At 69.4% G+C, this 19,164-nt stretch carries 18 protein-coding genes; 6 read left to right on the forward strand and 12 right to left on the reverse strand.

Going from position 1 to position 19,164, the window contains the following annotated elements:
* Nucleotides 1-16: 16 nt before the first annotated feature.
* From IT779_RS29490 to IT779_RS29500, 3 genes are all read right to left on the reverse strand, one after another.
* On the reverse strand, nt 17-982 hold the full coding sequence (locus IT779_RS29490; RefSeq protein ID WP_196152728.1) for a glutamate ABC transporter substrate-binding protein: 966 nt from the start codon (nt 980-982) through the stop codon (nt 17-19).
* A complete protein-coding gene (locus IT779_RS29495) occupies nt 979-2,238 on the reverse strand; it encodes a hypothetical protein (protein WP_332839027.1) in 1,260 nt (419 codons plus the stop codon). Before IT779_RS29495 ends, IT779_RS29490 begins: the two co-directional genes overlap by 4 nt.
* Before the next feature lie 138 nt (nt 2,239-2,376).
* Nucleotides 2,377-3,756 carry an ABC transporter substrate-binding protein gene (locus IT779_RS29500; RefSeq protein ID WP_332839028.1) on the reverse strand — a complete coding sequence of 460 codons (1,380 nt, stop codon included), beginning with the start codon at nt 3,754-3,756 and terminating at the stop codon, nt 2,377-2,379.
* Nucleotides 3,757-3,940: 184 nt separating this feature from the next.
* Between IT779_RS29500 and IT779_RS38590 the strand changes: the two genes are divergently transcribed.
* The gene (locus tag IT779_RS38590; RefSeq protein ID WP_196152729.1) at nt 3,941-4,648 is read left to right on the forward strand and encodes a TetR/AcrR family transcriptional regulator; all 708 of its coding nucleotides are present in this window, start codon (nt 3,941-3,943) and stop codon (nt 4,646-4,648) included.
* A gap of 13 nt (nt 4,649-4,661) precedes the next feature.
* Here IT779_RS38590 and IT779_RS29510 read toward each other — a convergent pair whose 3' ends face one another.
* Nucleotides 4,662-5,342: a TetR/AcrR family transcriptional regulator gene (locus tag IT779_RS29510; RefSeq protein ID WP_196152831.1), complete on the reverse strand. Its 681-nt coding sequence runs from the start codon at nt 5,340-5,342 to the stop codon at nt 4,662-4,664.
* A gap of 221 nt (nt 5,343-5,563) precedes the next feature.
* On the opposite strand from IT779_RS29510, the gene IT779_RS29515 reads away from it, so the two are divergent.
* Together IT779_RS29515 and IT779_RS38595 are read left to right on the forward strand one after the other, a co-directional pair.
* A complete protein-coding gene (locus tag IT779_RS29515; protein ID WP_196152730.1) occupies nt 5,564-7,111 on the forward strand; it encodes an AMP-binding protein in 1,548 nt (515 codons plus the stop codon).
* Nucleotides 7,015-7,653, forward strand: coding sequence for a GFA family protein (locus tag IT779_RS38595; RefSeq protein WP_196152731.1), 639 nt, complete (start codon nt 7,015-7,017; stop codon nt 7,651-7,653). Before IT779_RS29515 ends, IT779_RS38595 begins: the two co-directional genes overlap by 97 nt.
* Before the next feature lie 94 nt (nt 7,654-7,747).
* On the opposite strand, the gene IT779_RS29525 is transcribed toward IT779_RS38595, so the two are convergent.
* The 7 genes from IT779_RS29525 to IT779_RS29555 all read right to left on the reverse strand — a co-directional run bounded on the left by IT779_RS29525 (nt 7,748) and on the right by IT779_RS29555 (nt 14,896).
* Complete coding sequence (locus IT779_RS29525; RefSeq protein ID WP_196152732.1) at nt 7,748-9,004, reverse strand: cytochrome P450; 1,257 nt, start codon at nt 9,002-9,004, stop codon at nt 7,748-7,750.
* A 7-nt stretch (nt 9,005-9,011) separates the two neighbouring features.
* Nucleotides 9,012-9,791 carry an SDR family NAD(P)-dependent oxidoreductase gene (locus IT779_RS29530; RefSeq protein ID WP_196152733.1) on the reverse strand — a complete coding sequence of 260 codons (780 nt, stop codon included), beginning with the start codon at nt 9,789-9,791 and terminating at the stop codon, nt 9,012-9,014.
* Nucleotides 9,792-9,794: 3 nt separating this feature from the next.
* Complete coding sequence (locus IT779_RS29535; RefSeq protein ID WP_196152734.1) at nt 9,795-10,016, reverse strand: ferredoxin; 222 nt, start codon at nt 10,014-10,016, stop codon at nt 9,795-9,797.
* A gap of 1 nt (nt 10,017) precedes the next feature.
* On the reverse strand, nt 10,018-11,229 hold the full coding sequence (locus IT779_RS29540) for an amidohydrolase family protein (RefSeq protein ID WP_196152735.1): 1,212 nt from the start codon (nt 11,227-11,229) through the stop codon (nt 10,018-10,020).
* 122 nt (nt 11,230-11,351) lie between these two features.
* Nucleotides 11,352-11,774, reverse strand: a complete 423-nt coding sequence (locus IT779_RS29545) for a Zn-ribbon domain-containing OB-fold protein (RefSeq protein WP_196152736.1) — start codon at nt 11,772-11,774, stop codon at nt 11,352-11,354.
* Nucleotides 11,775-12,100: 326 nt separating this feature from the next.
* The gene (locus tag IT779_RS29550; RefSeq protein ID WP_196152737.1) at nt 12,101-13,693 is read right to left on the reverse strand and encodes an alpha/beta hydrolase domain-containing protein; all 1,593 of its coding nucleotides are present in this window, start codon (nt 13,691-13,693) and stop codon (nt 12,101-12,103) included.
* 354 nt (nt 13,694-14,047) lie between these two features.
* Nucleotides 14,048-14,896: a phytanoyl-CoA dioxygenase family protein gene (locus tag IT779_RS29555; RefSeq protein ID WP_332839033.1), complete on the reverse strand. Its 849-nt coding sequence runs from the start codon at nt 14,894-14,896 to the stop codon at nt 14,048-14,050.
* A 268-nt stretch (nt 14,897-15,164) separates the two neighbouring features.
* On the opposite strand from IT779_RS29555, the gene IT779_RS29560 reads away from it, so the two are divergent.
* Together IT779_RS29560 and IT779_RS29565 are read left to right on the forward strand one after the other, a co-directional pair.
* Nucleotides 15,165-16,205: an AraC family transcriptional regulator gene (locus IT779_RS29560; protein ID WP_196152739.1), complete on the forward strand. Its 1,041-nt coding sequence runs from the start codon at nt 15,165-15,167 to the stop codon at nt 16,203-16,205.
* 86 nt (nt 16,206-16,291) lie between these two features.
* Nucleotides 16,292-17,143: an SDR family oxidoreductase gene (locus tag IT779_RS29565; protein WP_196152740.1), complete on the forward strand. Its 852-nt coding sequence runs from the start codon at nt 16,292-16,294 to the stop codon at nt 17,141-17,143.
* Nucleotides 17,144-17,227: 84 nt separating this feature from the next.
* On the opposite strand, the gene IT779_RS29570 is transcribed toward IT779_RS29565, so the two are convergent.
* On the reverse strand, nt 17,228-18,091 hold the full coding sequence (locus IT779_RS29570) for a helix-turn-helix domain-containing protein (RefSeq protein WP_332839029.1): 864 nt from the start codon (nt 18,089-18,091) through the stop codon (nt 17,228-17,230).
* Between the two features lie 112 nt (nt 18,092-18,203).
* On the opposite strand from IT779_RS29570, the gene IT779_RS29575 reads away from it, so the two are divergent.
* Nucleotides 18,204-19,130, forward strand: coding sequence for an alpha/beta fold hydrolase (locus IT779_RS29575; RefSeq protein WP_196152741.1), 927 nt, complete (start codon nt 18,204-18,206; stop codon nt 19,128-19,130).
* The last annotated feature ends 34 nt before the right edge of the window (nt 19,131-19,164 follow it).

The following is a 19,164-nucleotide window of genomic DNA, read 5'->3' on the forward strand; positions in this document are numbered from 1 at the left end:
CGCCTCGCTCGCGGGCTCAATCGCTGTACCGCGGATTCGGCGGCGCGCCGGGACCGAGCACGCCGAGATGGCGGTCGTAGATCCGCTGCCAGGTGCCGTCGGCGCGGATGCGTTCGAGCACCCCGTTGACGAAACGGACCAGCTGCGGATTGTTCTTGGCGACGCCGACCGCATAGGCCCCCGATCCGATGGATTCTCCGACCACCGACAGATTACGATCCTGGGCGACCAGGCCGAACAGGATCGGGTCGTCGCCACTGACCGCGTCGACCGAACCCTGTTGCAGCGCGGCCAGGCAGTCGGTCCAGTTCGTCACCCCGAACACCGCGACGCGGGTGGGCAGGGCGAACAGCGGGCCCGCCGACGTGGTGCCCTTGGCCACGCAGACCCGTTTGCCCTTCAGATCGTCCTTGGAGCGGATCGTGGAGTTCGTCGGCACCAGGATGCGCTGCCCCGACCGGAAATAGACCGTCGAGAAGTCGACGTCCTGGCGGCGCTGACAGGTCGCGGAGAAGGTGCGCACCACCAGGTCGACCTGATTCTCCCGCAGCGCGGTCAGCCGTTCGGCCGCGGTCACCGAACGCAACTCGATGCGCGCCGGGTCGCCGAACACCGCGCGCGCGATCTCACGCGCGATATCGATGTCGAACCCTTCGAGTTGACCGGTGGACGGATCGCGGAACCCGAACAGGTAGGTGTTCTGGTCGACGCCGACCCGCACCCGGCCGCGTTCGGCGATCGCCGCCATCGGCGTGCCCGCCGGCATCGCGCCCGGCGAGGGCAGCGGGCCCGGACGCAGACTCGCCTCGGCGTCGCAGTCCTCCTCCGACTGCGGCGGCTCCTTGATCTCCGCGAACTCGTGCGGTGTCGGCGCCACCGCGGGCACCGCCGCCGGATCCGGCGCCGACACCCCCGCGCCGCAGCCCGCGACGAGCGTCAGACAGAGCGCCGCCAGCGCGTGCCGTATCGCCCTGTGGTTCACAGAAACTCCTTCAACCGCGGCCACAGCCCCACCACGACCGCGACCGCCGCGACCGACATGAGCAGCAGCGTCACCATCGGACTCCAGCTCAACGCGTCACCGGCGTCGTCGACCCGCTCGCGCAGATCCGCGCGCACGGCGGTCAGGTCGGCGCCGATCGCGGTGTCGACGGCCACGAAACGCGTCGCCGAACTCGTCGCGTCGGTGCCGATCGCCTGGCGTAGCGCGGCGTTGTAGTCGGCCGCCCGGTACGCCGCGACCTGGGTGCGGTGCCCTTCGACCCACATCCCGAGTTCGGCGGCGGCCGGGGAGCCGGTGTCGAGCATGGCGCGCAGATCACCGACGTGTTCGGCGTAGCTCTGCTCGCCCTGGGCGATGTCGCCGCGCACGATCAACTGCAAGGTCTCGTCGGTGCGGGCCTGCTGCGCCAGAATCCGTGCCCGCGCGAGGGTTTCGAATCGCCTGCTCGGACCGGAGTCGTCGTTGTCGAGCGCGGCCGCCGCGATCGCGCCCGAGGCCAGAATCCACAGCAGCGCCGCCAGCGCCGCGCCCGCCGCGACCAGCAGACCCGGATTGGCCCACCGGTTCGTGCGCCGCACCAACAGCCACGACCCCAGCGCGCACGCCAGCAGCGCCAGCGCGAGCAACGCTACCGTCGTGCCCGGCACCGCCGCGATGTCGCGCTGGTCGGCGCGGACCGCGGCGAACCGGTCGCCGCTGAGCGCCTCGGCGTTCTTCAACAGCGAATCCCGCATGAGCGCCGACGCTTCGCGCAGATAGGCCGAACCGACCGGAAACCCCTGCCGGTTGTTGGCGCGCGCCGTTTCCACCAGCCCGGTGTAGGCGGGCAGATCGGCGGCGATCCTGGCCACGATCTGCCCGGTGCGTTCGTCGGAGGCGCCGACGGTGGCGTCGGCGAGCGCGGCCGCGGCGTCGGCGAGGGCCTGCTGGTAGCGGGCGCGCACCTGCGGGCTCTCGATGCCGCCGGACAGGAACGCCTCGGCCGCGGCCGCGTCGGCCGCCGAGAGCGCGACGTACAGGCGTTGCGCGGCGAAGGCGACCGGTTCGGTGTGGGCGAGTACGCGCTCGTGCCGAGACACCTTGGCGCCGAGTTGGTCGGCGCCGGTGATGCCGGCGAGCAGACACAGCGTCACCGTCACGACCGCGAGCGCGATCAGCAGTCCCGGCGTGGTGGCGGCGAAGCGCCGCAACCACACCGCGCCGTTGCGCGTGGTCGCCGGTAGGCGAGGTCCCACACCGTCCCCCTTCGATCACCCGGCGGAGTCTCCGCCCGCGATAGTACGGGACGTGTTTTCACCGTGTGCGTCACCGCATCCGCTGCCACGATGAACGTCGGGACAACTGCCGCGCAACAGCTCGGTCGAGATCGGTCCTCAGTTGAGATCGGTCATGGACTTGCCGACATCGGCGAGGGTCATCGGCGCGCCGTAGTCCTTCTGGAATCGGTAGTGCCGCACGCCGCACCGGTACAGCGACGTTCCGGTGCCGAGGTCGACCGGGACCCATCCGGCGGGTGTGGCGCGTTCGACGTTGAAGCAGTGGACCGGCTCTTCTCGGTCGGACAGGTCGACGGGGGCCTGCAATCCGCCACCGGTCCAGGCGGTTTCGGCGACGGCGTGCTCGTAGAGGCAGCGGCGGGTGAGGTGGTCGCCGCACTCGGCCGCCGAACGGGCGAACAGCAGCCACGCCGAGATCGAACGCACCTGGGGCAGCGACATTTCGGCGTCGGGCGCGTACCGGGCGAACATGTCCTGGAACTGGCGCAGCGCGGGCACGCTGTCGGCCTTCTCGAAGGGGGCGACGCCGTAGAGGTCGATCACGTTGTTCTGGAATTCGATCGAGCGTCCCGCGGCCTTCAGGAAGGACTCGGTGTAGTTGTTGTTCTTGGCGTCGATCCAGTCCGGGCGGTATCCGATCGCGGTCAGTGCCTCTTCGAGTTTCGGCAATTGCGCCGGTTCGCCGTTGAAGATCAGTCCGCGCACCTGCTTGTCCTTGATCGCGTACGCGTAGGGCGTCCAGTCGGCCACGCCCGCGATGGGATACCGGTCGCGGTAGACGACGGTGGCGCCGAGGGATTCGAGGCTCTCCTGCGCCTTGTCGGCGAAGACCTTGGTGATCGGGGAGTCGCCGTCGACCATGCCGATGGCGGATTTCGACTCCGGGTAGCCCTCCTCGACCAGCCACTGCCGGAATCCGGTTTCCAGATCGTGGCGGGGCAGCGCCGTCGGTGCCGCGCTGACCTCGAGATCGGCCGCGATACTTCCCGGTTGGGCGATCTGGGCGGGAAAGCTCGGCAGCAGGCACGACAACCGGTCCTTGACACCGAGTGAGTCCAGTCCGGCCATCCCGCCGACGATGGCGAAGTCGTCGCGACAGGATTCGCGCATGCGCTGACGGACCTCGGTGAGCCGGGTGTCGCGGATGTTCAACCGGATCTCGCGTCCCGCGATGCCGCCGTGCTCGTTGCACCACTTCGCGAAAACCTCGGACGCGTCGACGTATTCGGTGTTCTTGGTGAATCCGAGGTCGGTGAAGACGCCGACGGTGATCGCGTCCGCGGTCACGCCTCGAGCCGAGGACTCGGTCGGCGCGCCTTTTCCGCACACCGGGCCGAGGTCCCCGAAAGCGGCGGGGACCGAGGAACCCGGCTCACCGTGGCTCCCCTCTTCCGGTCCCGATCCCTGCCTGGCGCAGCCTGCCAGCAGTACCAGCGCGAGGGCGATCAGCAGCACCGGTCTCGATTTCGTTCTCACTGTTGTCCTCTTCCTCGAGGTGGCATCCGCGACGGAACGCCCATGCAATAGTCACAGTCTCGCAACTATCGGATCGAGAGTCTACGTCAAAGTAGAACCTGATTCTGCAAGTTGCGGGAAAGGGATTCACAGTGGAAGTCTCGACACATCCGCAGTTCACGAACCGATACGAAAGGGCGTTGCCGTGACCACATCGAACCCGTCACCGGACGACGGCGCCGACGCCCCGCTCGCGGCGTGGGCCCAGCGCGCGGCCGAGCGGTCGCCGTCGGTGCGGCGTTCGCGTGCTCGCAGCGTCGAACAGGCCACGGTCATCGTCGCCGCCGCCCGCCGACTCGTGCTGGCCGAGGGCAAGGCCTTCACCACCCAGGAGGTCTCGAAGGAAGCGGGCATCGCGCTACAGACCCTCTACCGACACTTCCCCAGCAAGGATCAACTGCTGCTCGCGGTGTTCGAGGACGTCATCGCCGAAGCGGCCGCCCTGCTCAGCGAGGCCGCGCGCGATCTGCCCGATCCGGTTCAGCGCCTGCGCTTCTTCCTGGTGAGCGTCCTACAGGCGGTGCACGTCACCGGAACGCCCTTCGCCTCCGCCGAGCACTGGCGGCTCTATCAGCTGTTCCCCACGGAAATGGAACAGGCGACCCGGCCCGTGGTCGATCTGTTCGAACAGGAACTGCGCCAAGCGGCCTCGGCCGGTCAACTGCGCCCGAGCGATCCCGCGGCCGACGCCTGGCTGGCCGTCAAACTCGTGATGTCGGTGTTCCACCACTACGCCTTCGCCCCCGGCGAGGACATCGGCGACATGTCCGAGCGGCTCTGGTCGTTCTGCCTCGCCGCGTTCGGAGGATCGTCGGTGTCCAGGACGCCGACCGTCGAGACCGGAGCGCGCTGAGCTCGAGCGCGCGCTAGACGCGCGGTCCGGCGCCGAAGGCGGCCAGGCAGAACGACCACAGCTGTTCGGCGACGGCGCCCGCGTCCCGCGACGGCGTGAACGCGTAGTGGTGGAACACCGACATCACCAGCTTCATCGTCAGCCACGCGTCGGTCGCCGGATCGTTGGGATGCAGCAGCCCCGCGGCGGCGGCCTCGCGCAACTCGTGTTCGATCAGATCCGCGAAGGGCTGATTGGCCTGGCGCATCTCCGCCGGGAACAGCTCGTGCAGTCGCCAGTGTTCGGCGGTGACGAAGCGGGAACCGACGCCGTCGTGCACGCCGAGGGAACGCAGCACGCCGACGATGTAGTACCGCAGCCGCTCGACCGGATCGGGAAGGGCGCTCGCCGCCGCTTCGAGCTCGGCGGCACGTTCGGCGATGACGTCCTCGAACACCGCGAGCAGCAGTTGGTCCTTGCCCGCGAAATGTCGGTAGAAGGTCTGCAGGGCGATGCCCGCTTCCTTGGACAACTCCTGGGTGGTGAGCGCCGCGCCTTCGGTCTGCAGCAGTCGACGCGCGGCAGCCACGATCGCCCCCGCCTGCTCCACGCTGCGGGCGCGCGATCGCCGCACCGCGCGGGAGCGGTCGGCGGCGCGATCGGCCCACGGCGGGGTGTGCGCGCGCACGTCGCCTTCGGCCGACGGATCCGGCATGGTCGCCACGGGTGTCCCCTTCCTTGGAGCTGATCGTCTCCCCGGTCCGAGTGTCTGCCGAGATCAACATTTCTCGGTCCCCGCGTTCGCCGCAAGTTAGAGAGTGATATTCTCGAATTCGGTAGAGTCACTCTCCAAGATATGCGAGAGTCGGACTCACACTTTCAGCGGCCTCGTCTCGACCACAAGCGTCCCGCGCGCCGCGGGACATGGAGTCAACTATGCGCGTCGTTCCCCCCGCCCTCGCTCAGCACTACGAGTCCGAAGGGTGGTGGACCCGTGAGACCCTCGGCGAACTGCTGGCCCGCGGCCTGCGCGCCGCGCCGGACGCCCGCTTGCGCGTGCACTCGCAGGCCCGGCCGTGGTCGGGAACCTTCCGCGAGGTCGAAACCACCGCACGGCGCCTGGCCGCCGGACTGCGCGCCCGCGGCGTCGGCGCGGGCGACGTGATCGCCTTCCAACTGCCCAACTGGATGGAGGCCGCCGCCACCTTCTGGGCCTCGACCTTCCTCGGCGCGGTGGTGGTGCCCATCGTGCACATCTACGGCCGCACCGAGGTCGGACGCATCCTCGACGCCGCGTCACCGCGCGTCTTCGTCACCGCCGAGCGATTCGGCTCCCTGGAGTACGACCCCGCCACCTATTCGCGGGTCCCCGTCGTCGGGATCGTCGGCGGCCCCGACCCCGCCACCGACTTCACGCGACTGCTCGCACCCGAGCCCTACCCCGGCGTCGCCGCGACCGATCCGGCCGCCGCGGCGCTCATCGCGTTCACCTCGGGCACCACCCGCGCCCCGAAAGGCGTGGTGCACAGTCACCAGACCCTCGCCTGCGAAGCCAGGCAACTCGCGAGCCGACGCCCCGCCGACCTCGGCGCGCAACTGAGCGCCGCACCGGTCGGCCATTTCATCGGCATGGTGAGCGCCTTCCTCCTGCCGGTCATGGACGGCGCGGGCATCGACCTGATCGACGTGTGGAACCCGGAACGGGTGCTGGCCCTGATGGTCGAATACGACCTCACCGTCTCCGGCGGGGTCCCCTACTACATGACCAGCCTGATCGACCACCCCCACTTCACCGACAACCACCTGCGCCGGATGAAATACGCGGGCATGGGCGGCGCTCCGGTGCCCAGCGCCGTCACCGAACGGCTCACGGCGCTGGGACTGCTGGTCTCGCGGTCCTACGGCAGCACCGAACACCCCTCGATCACCGCGTGCTCCTACGACGAACCACCGGCCAAACGCCTGCACACCGACGGCGATCCACAACCCGGCGTGGAGATCCGCCTCGACGCGGGCGGCGAAATCCTCAGCCGCGGACCGGATCTGTGCCTGGGCTACACCGACGACGACCTCACCGCCGCCATGTTCGACGACGACGGGTGGTATCACACCGGCGACATCGGAGTCCTCGACGAGGACGGCTTCCTGACCATCACCGACCGCACCGCCGATCTCATCATCCGCGGCGGCGAGAACATCAGCGCCATGGAAGTCGAGGAAGTACTGACGACCATGCCCGCGGTCGCCGAAGCCGTCGCCGTCGCCGCCCCGGACGCCCGCCTGGGCGAACAGGTCGCCGCGGTACTTCGCCTGCACACCGACGCCGTCGCACCCACGATCGAGGACCTGCGCGCCCACTTCGCCGAAGCGGGCCTGGCCAAACAGAAATGGCCCGAACAGATCCACGTGGTCGCCGACTTCCCCCGCACCCCCAGCGGCAAGGTGCAGAAGTTCCGCGTGCGCGACAGCCTGCGCGAAACCTGAGACGCGAACGGCGACCGCGATTCCCGCCGTTCGTGTCGGCCGACGGCGCGGACCGAATCGTTGCAGGCCACGACGGTCGGGAGGTCGGTGTCGGTGTCGGTGGAGTCGACTACTGTGGCGAGCACTCGAGCGATATCGGCGGGACGAGGGAGAACCTGTTGTACCAGGGTGGGTGCCTGTGCGGGAATCTGCGTTACCGGGCCGACGCGCCCGCGATCTGGCCACACCTGTGTTCGTGTGAACACTGTCAGCGTCTCGGCGGGACACCGGTCATGGCGTGGGTGGGATTTCCCGCCGATATCTTGATCTGGACCGGACCGGGCGGTGAACCCACCTGGTACGAGACCTACCCTCGGATCGCGCGTGGATTCTGTTCGATCTGCGGATCGACCGTGGCCGCCAAGGGCGACGCGCCGGAATCGGTCGGGGTGACCATGATGTCGTTGGACGACCACAGCGATCTGACGCCGCTGCACCAGTCTTTCGCGGACAACGCCGTCGCGTGGCTACCGCCGATCGAAACCGTCGACGACGGCGGTTGATCCGCGGGTCGACACCCCCACGTTCCGAGCCCGATCGCGCGCGTCGGCGGGCGGCGACGCGCGCTCAAGGCGGGTAGCGGGAACTCGGGTGCGGTCAGCCGAAGCGGACGTGGATCTCGGTGGCTCCGCGTTCGTACATGCCGATGAAGCGGGGTGGTTCGGTGTCGGGGTCAAGGCGTAGGTTCGGCAGGCGGTCCAGCAGGGCGTTGACGCCGGTGGTGATCTCCGCGCGGGCCAGATGCATGCCGAGACAGGCGTGTGCGCCACTGCCGAAGCCGAACGACGGACGCGGTTTGCGGGTGATGTCGTACTCGTCGGGCAGTTCCCAGCGGGCCGGATCCCGGTTGGCGGCGCCGAGACACAGGTGCACGACCGCGCCTTCGGGCAGCGCCACACCGTGGAAGTCGCTGTCGCGGGTGACATATCGGGAGAACATCGGGTCGGTCGGCAGCCAGCGCACCGCCTCGTCCACCGCGGGACGCAGCAGGGTGCGGTCGGCCTCGACCGCGGCGAGGACATCGGGGCGTTGCAGCAGGGCGGTGAGCACGATCCCCATCTGCTTCCAAGTCGTGCCGGAACCCGCGGTCAGCAACAGGATCGCGAAGGAATAGATCTCGGCGTCGGTGAGCCGCTGCGGTTTTCCGTCCTCCCCGGTGAGCTCGGCCGCGACCAGCACACTGATCAGGTCGTCGCGCGGATGCTCGCGGCGCGCGGCCACGATCGGCGCCAGCTTGTCGACCAGCGCACGCGGATCGCGCAGCGCCGCACGGATATCCAGGGCCTCCGACACCGGAACGCCGAAGCTGCCGGTGATGGTGAGCACCGGGATGGCCGCGCAGAAGTCGACATTGAGTTCGGCGCGGCCGTCGCCGACGAAACCGTCGATGAGCTGCGCGACGGTCTCGGCGATCCAGTTGCGGATCCACCAGGCCGCCTTGGCGGGCATGAAGGAGGGTTGCACCAGCGTGCGGTAGCGGCGATGCTGGGCCCCGCCCATGGACAGCATGCTGTTGAGCGGGTTCAGGTCGCCGGTGTTGGGGTCCACCGGGACCGGCGATGAGGCGAAGATCTCCGGATTGCGGTAGGCGGTGTCGCAGGCGGCGAAGCTGAACGCGGAGTAGTGCGGCCGATCCGGGAAGGGCAGCCCGGCGAAATAGGCGGGCTGGTCGTAGCCGGTGAGTTCGTGGACGACGCCGGGATGCACCTCGGCCCGCTCGCGCAGGCGATGCCAGGCGGGGTAGGGGTCGCCGTCGTAGCAGCCGCCCGAGAGCGCCATGTGCGGGCCGCGCAGGTCGAACAATTCGCGCACGCGGTCGCGGTCCAGGGAGGGGGGCGGACTAGTCGATGTCATCGGCGTCTTATTTCGCGACATAGCCGCCGTCCACCGGGAACAGGACGCCGGTGATGTTGACGGCGCGATCCGAGACCAGGAACACCGCGGCCTCCGCGCAGTCCCGCGCGGTGATCGCCCGCCCGAGCGGATGATTGGCGGCGGTGCTCGCCGCGGCGCGCGCCACCGTCTGCGGGTCCTCGCCCATCCCGCCCGCGGCCATGAAACCGGTGAACGGCATACCCGCCGGACACAGCGCGTTGGCGCGGATGTCGAACGGCGCGCCCTCGATCGCGACCGCGCGGGTCAGCTGGTGCACCGCCCCTTTGGTCGCCCCGTACACCGAACCGCCCCACGCGACCAACCCCGCCACCGAACCGGTGTTGAGGATGACACCGCCGCCGCCCTGTCGCTTGAACCGCAGCACCGCGTGTTTGCAGCCGTAGAACACCCCGCCCAGATTGACCGCGACCAGGGCCGCGAAATCCTCGGCGGTGTGGTCCTCGAGCGCGGAGCCGAGCCGCGGGGTTGGTATCCCGACATTGTTGAACACGATGTCGACGCGTCCGAACCGGTCGGCGGCCAGCTCGATCGCCGCCGCCACCTCCGATTCGCGGGCCACATCGCAGGCCACCGCGACCGCGGTGCCGCCGACGGCCTCGACGCGCCGCACCGTTTCCTCGGCGCGCCCGGCATCGATGTCGGCGCACACGACGTGCGCGCCCTCCTCGGCGAAGCGCAACGCCGAAGCGGCACCCACCCCGGACCCGGCGCCGGTGATCACCGCGCTCTTGTCTTTCAACAGCACTGCTCATACTCCCTGATCGTGGCTGACAGCGTCTTCGAGCAGCCGCAACGCACCGGTCGGGCAATTCGCGACAGCCATCCTGATATCGGTCAGCGCGTCGGCGGGCGGGTCGAGGAATTCGGCCTGCCCGCCGCTGTCGATACGAAAGCTGCCCGGCGCGTAGCCGCGGCAGACCTCACACCCCGAACAGACCTCCCGGTCCACATCGACAGTCCAGCGCGGCATCTCACACCCCCGCGAGGACCGGCGGTTCGGCGGGGGTGAAACGGTAGAGCCGCTCGGCGTTGCCGCGCAGGATCTTGTACTGGGTCCGCGGCGGCAGGTGCCCGATGAGTTCGCGCACCACGGTGATGCAGTTCGGCCAAGTCGAATCCGAATGCGGGTAATCGGTTTCGCACATGATGTTGTCGGCGCCGAGTTCGGCGATGCTCGCGATGCCGTGCGCGTCCTCGATGAAGCAGCCGTAGATGTGGTCGCGGAAGGTGGCCCGGACATCGAGGGTGTCGAGGTCGACGTTGCGGCTGACTTCGTGTTCGCCGAACTTCATGCCCTTCTTCACCCAGTGCCGCTGCTTGTCGAGCACTTGCTCGGCGCGTTCGAGGAAGTACGGCATCCAGCCGATCTCCCCCTCCGACAGCGCGATCTTCAGCTTGGGGTAACGCTGGAACATGCCGCTGAACAGCCACGACAGCATCGCGCCCGAGGTGCGGGTCGCGCCCCAGGCCAGGTTGGCCAGGAACGGCGCGTCGGGGGCGATCTGCGGCACCGTCGAGGACGAGCCGACGTGCATCGAGACGACCATCTCGAGATCGTTGGCCGCGGCCATCACCGGATCCCAGTAGCCGCCCGCGTCGTGGATGGTCGGAAGCCCCAGCGGCGCCGGGTTCTCCGAGAACGCGAAGGTGGTCGCGCCCATGCCCGCGCAGCGTTCGAGTTCGGTCACCGCGAGGGCCGGATCCCACATCGGGATCAGCACCAGCGGGATGTAGCGACCCGGCGCGGCGGCGCACCACTCCTCGATCATCCAGTCGTTGTAGGCGCGCAGGCACACCAGCCCGAACTCCCGGTCACTGGCCTCCATGAACAACTGCCCGCAGAACCTCGTCACTGTCGGGAAGCACAGCGAGGCCAGGATTCCGGCGCGGTCCATGTCCTCGAGGCGCGCCTTCGCGTCGTAGCAGCCGGGGCGCATCTCGCTGTAGGACAGCGATTTCGGGCTGAACTCCTCCTTGGACTTGCCCGCCACCGCCGACAGTCCCGAACTGGGGAATCGTTTGCCGTCGTAGACCCACGCGTCCATGCCCTTGTCGTCGACCTCGATGTGCGGCGCGCGATCCCGGTCGGCGCGCGGCACCCGGTCCACCCACAGGTTCGCGGGTTCGAGGATGTGGTCGTCGACCGAGATGAGCCAGTCCAGGTTGGGCTCGGAAGCGGACATCGAAACTCCTTGCGGTTGCGTCGAGGTCATCGCGGTTCATCGATGACCAGGTGGTCGAATTTCAGGAAAGCGCGGACACCGGTGTCATCGCGCTCGGGTCCGTGGCAGGCGGGCCAGGACTTTCACCAGGGCGCCGCCCGCGTGAAAGCGGGGATCGAGAACTCCTCGGTGACGTCTTCGAAGGCGACTCGAACGCGCAGGCCATGCCGCATTGGGGTGGTCGGTCCGTCGAGCAGCCTGCCGATCACGCGCAGCTCGGTCTGCTCGTCGAGTTCGACGTCGACCAGCGAGTACGGGACGTCCTCGCCGAAACCGAGCAGTGTGGCGCGGCGGATCACGGTCCACGACCGCACGGTGCCGCGTCCGCTGACCGGTTCGAAGACGAACTCCGGCGTCGAGCAGCGGCAATGCGGGCAGATCGGGCCGGGGGCCACCGTGAACATCGCGCAGTGTCCGCACCGGGCGAGCGCGAGAACGTGGCGGCGGGCCGCGGCCCAGTACGGAGCGGACAGTTCGTCGGGGACGGGAAGCGGCCGAGCGGTCACCAGAACACCTCGCTGTGCGTGCGGATCACGACCCGGATGTGGCCACCCACTCCACACCTCCCGACTCGCTAGAATCTGACTTCGCCAATATTAGAACGTAGTTTCCCATTTAGGTAGATCGATATTCTAGATAAGGCTGAAATCCGCTATAACTGAGCCTCGCGCGGCGTTCGAGGCACCCGTTCCTCGGGCCGGATCGGTTCGCCGCGTGAGCGTCCCGCACCCGTCCCGGTACCGAAACGCCACGGCGGACAGACCCGCAGATCCGTCCGCCGTAGGCCATCACCTCGACCGCGCCCGCTCCCCCGACGAACACGCAACCGGCCTCACGCCCCCAGCGCGGCCTCCACCTGCGAGCATTCGCCCGGTTGCTGCTCGGGCGGGGTGGTCCCGTTGTTCGGAATCGCCGAAGCGCAAGCGCGAGAGATCATTTCGACGCCGTCGCGGCGAGTGAGGAAGCGCTGGTCCACCGAATCGCGAACCGCGTCGATCACGCGCGCGACATAGTCGGCGTGCGTCGGATACAACTCGCGAAGCCGTTGCGGGGAGAACGGCGTCGTGGTGCCCGCGGCGACGCACAGGCTTCCGTCGTAGGCCGCCACCGGAACCGTCATCGGCGGCAGCCGCAGTCCGCCGATGGCGTTGTCGTCGCCGTCGCGAGCCAGGGCCCATGGGACGCCGAGCAGCTCCACGACATCGATCCCGCCGAGTTCGGGGCTGATCGCGTTCATCAACACGCCGAGACCGTCGCGCACCGCGGGCCCCGGCTCGGGAACGACGGATCCGCCGGTGAATCGCAGCGGCGGGGGCTGCGGCGCGGGGACACCCGTGGACGCCCAGGTCTGCACGGCGGCGATCGCCGCGTCGACCACGTACCTGCGCGGGAACTGGTTGTTCCCCGCGCAGGTCAGCGAGGCGCCAGGGCCCTGCGTTCCGTAGTCCCCGTTGCCGACTTCCGCGACCTCCTGCTCGGCCCGGCCGTGCGCGGGCGCGCCGAGCAGACTGTGCGCCGCCCAGTTCGTGACCTCGGCGATGAACCAATGATCGGTATGCGCCGCGCCCGCGACCGACCAGGTCGCGTGGTTGGGGGCGAGCACGTGCTCGGGACGGGCCGACTCCTCGCTCCACACCGTGACCGTCGGCACCCGGTAGGCGCGCGGCTTCTCGGTGTGGCCGTCGGCGTCGATCACGAACCCGTCGAAAACGCGGGTGGCGGCGTCGGCGCCGGACAGGATGTAGTTGTCCAACGCGATCGCCGACTGCGATTCGCCGACCGCGATGATCTGCCGCGCGGTGAGACCGCCCAGCGGCGCCGTCGCGACGGGACGGCGCACCACCTGCGCGACCTGGGAGAAGATGTCGTCGGCGTAGATGTCGCCGGGGTGGGTCAGCGTGCCGTAGCGCGCGGGATCGGTGCCGCGCAGCGACGTGGGCACGCAGACCCCGCCCGCCACGTCCGGCGTGCCCGACAGTCCCATGCCGCACACCCCGGCCTGCTGGGCGGTCACGTGCACGAAGGCGTCACCGGACTCGAAGATCTGACGGTAGGACCACACCAGTTCCACCGACGCGTCGATCTGTCCCGTGACATTTCCCCACTCCTGCACCACATTGCCGCTGAACCGCGCCGGGTCGGTCGGCCGGTACACCATGATGCGCGTGCTGTACGGCGCGGGCGGGGCGGCCGTCCGATAGGCGCGCGCGGTGCCGGAGACGAGGTATTCGGTGACGCTGTAACCGTATTCGTCGAGCACGAACGGTGCGACGAACTGCGGATGCCCGCGCCCGCCCGTCACCGGTCCGACGACCACCGGATCGGCCGCGTTCCCTGCGGCGGGTACGGCGTGAGCGACCGTGGGCTGCGTCGCGACCACCGATCCGATCAGGCAGCCGAGCGCCGCCACCGTCGCGGTGAACACACCTCCGCCCGGACGTGCTGTTCGCAACCATCGCATGCGCCGTCGGTCGCCCGCGCGCGTCGTTCGCGCCGGGGACGTGGCATGGACACGAGTACGCGCCATCGACACTCTTCTCTCGAATAGAATGACATTCTAGGTTCGGACAGAATGTCATTCTCGTATCGAAAGGGCAAGGCCGTCAGCGGGATCCGTCGGCGCGGCCGCGCGCGCTCCGCCGACGTCGATTCGGCGCTGCGGGCGGCCCGTTCGGAGCCGCGCGGTCGCGAGGTCAGCGCACCGGCTCGAACCCCGGGGTCGGGCCGGTGCGGGCACGTCGACTCACGACGATCGGTCCTCGAATCCGGCACGGCGTCGTCACGGCACCGCACCGCGGTCGGCGAGCAAACGGGCCGGGTGCATCCCGTCGACCGTGCCCATGAACGGCGGATGGATGCTGTAGCCGAGCATGCGCCGGATGTCCTCGGACACCGCGCGCGCGGTGTCGCGGCCGGTGGAAAGACCGAAGGCCTCCTGCGGGCGCAGCCACGGCTCGCAGTACTGGGCGGTCACCGCCAGCCGGGCCCGATCGGTGCGATTGGCGCCCGCCCCGTGCCACAGCGTGCCGAGGAAGAACACGCACGAACCGGGCGACATCGCCGCGGGCACGCGGAGATCGGAATCCGCGGTGCCGCGCCGATCGCCCCACAGGTGACTGCCGGGCAGCACGACGGTCGCGCCGTTGGCCTCGGTGAAATCGTCCACGGCCCACACCGTCGCCGCGCTGAGCGCGGGGCGCGGGCGCGGCACCGGATAGAAACCGTCGTCGTGGTGCGGCAGTTGGGCGCGTTCGCCGGGCAGGACGTTGATGGCCTGGAGTTGGGACAGCAGATAGTTGGGCAACAGCAGCCGGTCGAGCAGCGCGAGCACGCGCGGATGGTCGACCAGGCGGTCGCAGTCGCGGGTTCGTTCGAGCAGGCTGTAGACCCGTTGTGTCCGTTCGCCTTCGAAGGTGTTGCGGCCCGTGCGGTGCAGCAGCGGCGTGATCGCGGCGCGCGCCCGCTCGATTTCCCCGGCGGAGAGCAGGTCTCGCAGAATCACGTAGCCGTCGCGGTGCAGGGCCGCGAGATCCGCGTCGACGACCTCCGGGTCCACGGCGTCACCGGCACTCGCGGTGGCGCGATGGCGGCGCGCGAGATCGGTGTGCAGTTCGGCGATTTCGGTGATCTCGGGGACGGTGGATGGCGGGTTGTCGGATTCCACGGTGTGCCTCCTCGGCTACCTCTTGTGTGACCACGTGTCGGACCGCCCATTCCATTGTGTCCTGTCGCGCGAGCGCGCGGCGAGGTTCGCGCACCGCATACCAGCGGTCGTCTCGGCGTGTCACGCTCTCGGCACGCCGACACGAAAGTTCGTCGTTTCACACCGTTGGCGCCGCTCGCGTTGATAGGTTGCGCCAAGCCGTCTGGTACACGTTCGATCGGAATGCGACTTCATGCTCGACTGGGATCTTCGCCGCAACACCTCCAGCGTTCACGACCTCGTCGGGCTGGCGCGGGAGCGCGGAATATCGGCGCGGGCGTGCCTGGCGGGCAGCTCGGTGACCCCGGAGGCGGCGGCCGCCGCGTCGGCGGAGATCACCGCGCGCCAGGAACTGCGGGTGGTCACCAACCTCGTGCGCGAGTGCGGCGAACCCGGACTCGGCGCGATCGCGGGTGCGCGCACTCGGCTCTCGGCCGCCGGGCCGTGGGGTCTGGCGATGCTCAGCAGCCCGACGGTGCGCGAGATGATCGAGGTGGCGCGCCGCTACCTCGACACCACCGTGGTCTTCGGCAAGCTCACCTTCGAGGAATCCGGCGATGAGGCCAGGCTGCGCCTCGACGACGCCGAGGCGCCCGCGCAGGTACGCGCCTTCCTCGCCGAACGCGCGCTTGCCGGTTTCGGGCCGATCGGTCGCGACCTGTTCGGCGCCGCGATCCCCATGGCCCGCGTCGAATTCCGGCACGGCGCACCGCCCGACACCGCACGTCACCGCGAGATCTACGGCGTGACACCGCTGTTCGACGCCGAGGCGACCGTCGCGGTCTTCGATCGGCGCACGGTGGACCGCCCGCTGCCGCGCCCGAGCGAGCGGGCGCGCGCGGCCTGCGAGCAGTTGTGCCGCGACCTGCTCGCGCGCCACCACGCCCGCGACGGCATGGCCGCGACCGTGCGGGATCTGCTGGTGCGCGAGCCCGGCGCCATACCGGACCAGATCGCGGTCGCCACCGCGCTGTTCATGAGTCCGCGCACCCTGTCGCGGCGGTTGAACCAGGAAGGGACCTCGTTCCGCGCACTGCTCGACGAGGTGCGCCAGACACTGTCGGAGGTGCTGCTCACCCACACCGACATGACGACCGAACAATTGGCGGCGCGCCTGGGTTACGCCGAGGCCGCCTCGTTCATCCGTGCCTTCCGTCGGTGGAACGACTGCCCGCCCCAGGAGTACCGCACGCGCGCCTGCGAGCGGTCGGCGCGGCCGGTCGGCGCGAACTGACATCGTCCCAGACGCGGCCGTTATCGCTCGGGGCACAGCCGCGTCGATTGATAGACAATGCTGTTCGTGAACGTTATGGTCGACCCATGACGACCTTCGACGGCAAGAGCTGCCTGGTCACCGGCGCCGCGGGCGGCCTCGGCCGCGCGCTGGCCTTCGCCGCCGCCGCCAAAGGCGCCGCACTCGTGCTCACCGACATCGACGCCGACAACCTCGCGCGCACCACGAGCGAACTGCGCGCCGACGGCCACACCGTGCACCTCGCCGAAGCGTTCGACATCAGCGACCACGACGCCGTCGCCGCCTTCGCCACCCGCACCCACGCCGAACTCGACAGCGTCGACATCGTCATGAACGTCGCGGGCATCGCCACCTGGGGCGCCGTCGAACGCCTCACCCACCGACAGTGGCGGCGCACCATCGACATCGACCTCATGGGCCCCATCCACATCATCGAGGAATTCCTGCCGCGCACCATCGCCGCGGGCCGCGGCGGCCACCTGGTTAACGTGTCCTCGGCGGCGGGCCTGTTCGGCCTGCCGTGGCACGCCCCCTACAGCGCGGGCAAATTCGGCCTGCGCGGCGTCTCCGAAGTCCTGCGCTTCGACCTGCGCAGGCACCGCATCGGCGTCAGCCTGGTCTGCCCCGGCGCCATGGCCACCCCCATGGTCGACAGCGTCGAGGTCGCGGGCATCGACCGCGACGGCACCACCTTCCAATCCGCGATCACCCGCTTCCGCCGCCACGCCGTCACCCCGGAAGCGGCCGCGCGCACCGTGATCCGCGCGGTCGAACGCGACAAGTACATGGTCTTCACCTCCCCCGACATCCACGTCGGCTACCTCGCCCAACGCTACTTCCCACCCTCCTACACCCTCGCGATGCACATCATGAACTGGGGCTTCCACCGCGCGTTCCGCGGCGAATTCGCGCGGTAGGGATGCCGCCGCGCGCCGAGATCGACGAGTCCACACGGTCACGCGCACTCGAGCCGGACCGCAACCGCGATCGCGCACGAGTGATCAGCGACCCCGACGGTGTCCGGCCGGACGTGCCGACCTCATAGGCGATCCCGCGGTCGCGGCGGTCGTCGGCCAGGCGCGGTCGTCGACCGCGAGCCACGGTTCGTCGACCGCGCGGGCGAGGGTCGTGCCGGTGAAGCCGCGGACGTCGCGGTAGAGGTGGGGCTGGTCCGCGTAACCGCTTTCGGCCGCCACACGCGCGGGCGACTCGCCGCGAACCAGCCGATGCACGGCGTGGTCGAAACGCACCAGCATCGCGGCGCGCTTGGGTGTCAGACCGATCCGGTCGCCGAAGCGTGACCACAGCCGTTGACGGCTCCACCCGACATCGGCGGCGAGATCCTCCACCCGAAGCGCACCCCGACCGAGGACGATCTGGCGCCAGGCCGAGGCGACTTCGGGGTCGGTCCGGGGGGCGTCGCGCAACCGTGCCGACAATGTCGTGGCGATCAACGCGAATCGTCGGCCCCAGTCCGGGCTTTCGTGCAGGCGTTCACGCAGGCGCGCGGCGTCGCGACCCCACAGATCGTCGAGTTCGACTATCCCGCCGCGCAATTCGCCGGGCGGGCAGCCGAGGACCGCACGTGCGACCAGCGGTGACAAGCGGAGCTGGACACACTCGATGGCACGCACCCGCACCGGCGCCGCGCTGTCCGCGAGTCCGAGAACCAGGCTGCCCGAATACGTTCGACCTGCCGCGTCACTGATGTCGAAGCACCGGTCACCGAATTCGACGACCACCGTGACGGCCGGATGCGGAACCGCGCGCAGCCGCTGTGGGCCGTCACCGCCGATGCGGAATCCGGCCATGTCGATGCCGGGCAGCGCGGACGCTCGCGCCGGACGGGCGATCTCCCAGGGCACGACCCGATCATATGCGCGGTTCCCGTTCCCGCGCCTCGGCCGACATTTGTTCAAGACGCGGCCCGTGCTCGTCCGAGAACGTGGTGGTCTCACCGATCGAAGGGAACCACTCATGCGTGAGACCACCGACGTACCGGCTCGGCGTCGCCGCACCCGCCTGCTGATCGCCGCCGTTTCGGCCGTCCTGTGCGCGGGCCACGCCACCGAAGTCGCGACCGCGGCGCCGAACCACGCACAGGAGCACACGGTGCACCTCGCGGACGGAGACATCCACGTCGTGACCGAGGGGCCGCCCGACGCGAGCGCGGTGGTCCTCGTGCACGGCTCGGCCGGATCGACCGCATGGTGGGATCCGGTGCTTCCCTGGTTGACCGACCGCTACGTGGTACGGATCGACCTGCTCGGCCACGGCGGATCAGCCAAGCCGGACAACGGATACAGTATCGCCGAACAGGCCCGAAGGGTCGGCGAGGTACTCGACCACCTCGATATCCGCCACGCCGTCTTCGCCGGGCATTCCAGCGGCGGCTACGTGATCACCGCACTGGCCGAGCAGCGCCGCGAACTGGTGACCGCGATCGCGCTGATCGGCACCGGCCCACGACTGGACGCGTTCACCGACAACGGCCCGGCGGGCACCTTGTTGCTCATCCCGGCGATAGGACAACCCCTGTGGCCGCTGCTCCCCGACGCCGCCATTCGCGGCTCCCTGAGCAGCGCGTTCACACCCGGCGTGGAAATCCCCCAGCGAATCGTCACCGACGTTCGCGCCATGACATACCGCAGCCTCACCGCGACATCCGACGCCTCGGACGTCTACCTGCGGGAACGACCCGAACCGGACCGGCTCGTCGATCTCGGGTTGCCGACCACGGTGATCTACGGCACCTCGGATCGACGATGGCGACCGTCGTCCTTCCAGGACTACAGCCGGATCCCCGACGTTCGGATCGAGACCGTCGACTGCGGCCACACACCCATGATCGAGAAACCCGACGCCACCGGCACGCTGTTGCGCGACTTCGTCGAAAAGCACTAGACCATAACAATTCTCGCATCGACGGCGTGACCTG

This window comes from Nocardia bovistercoris (assembly GCF_015674855.1).
Lineage (GTDB): Bacteria > Actinomycetota > Actinomycetes > Mycobacteriales > Mycobacteriaceae > Nocardia > Nocardia bovistercoris.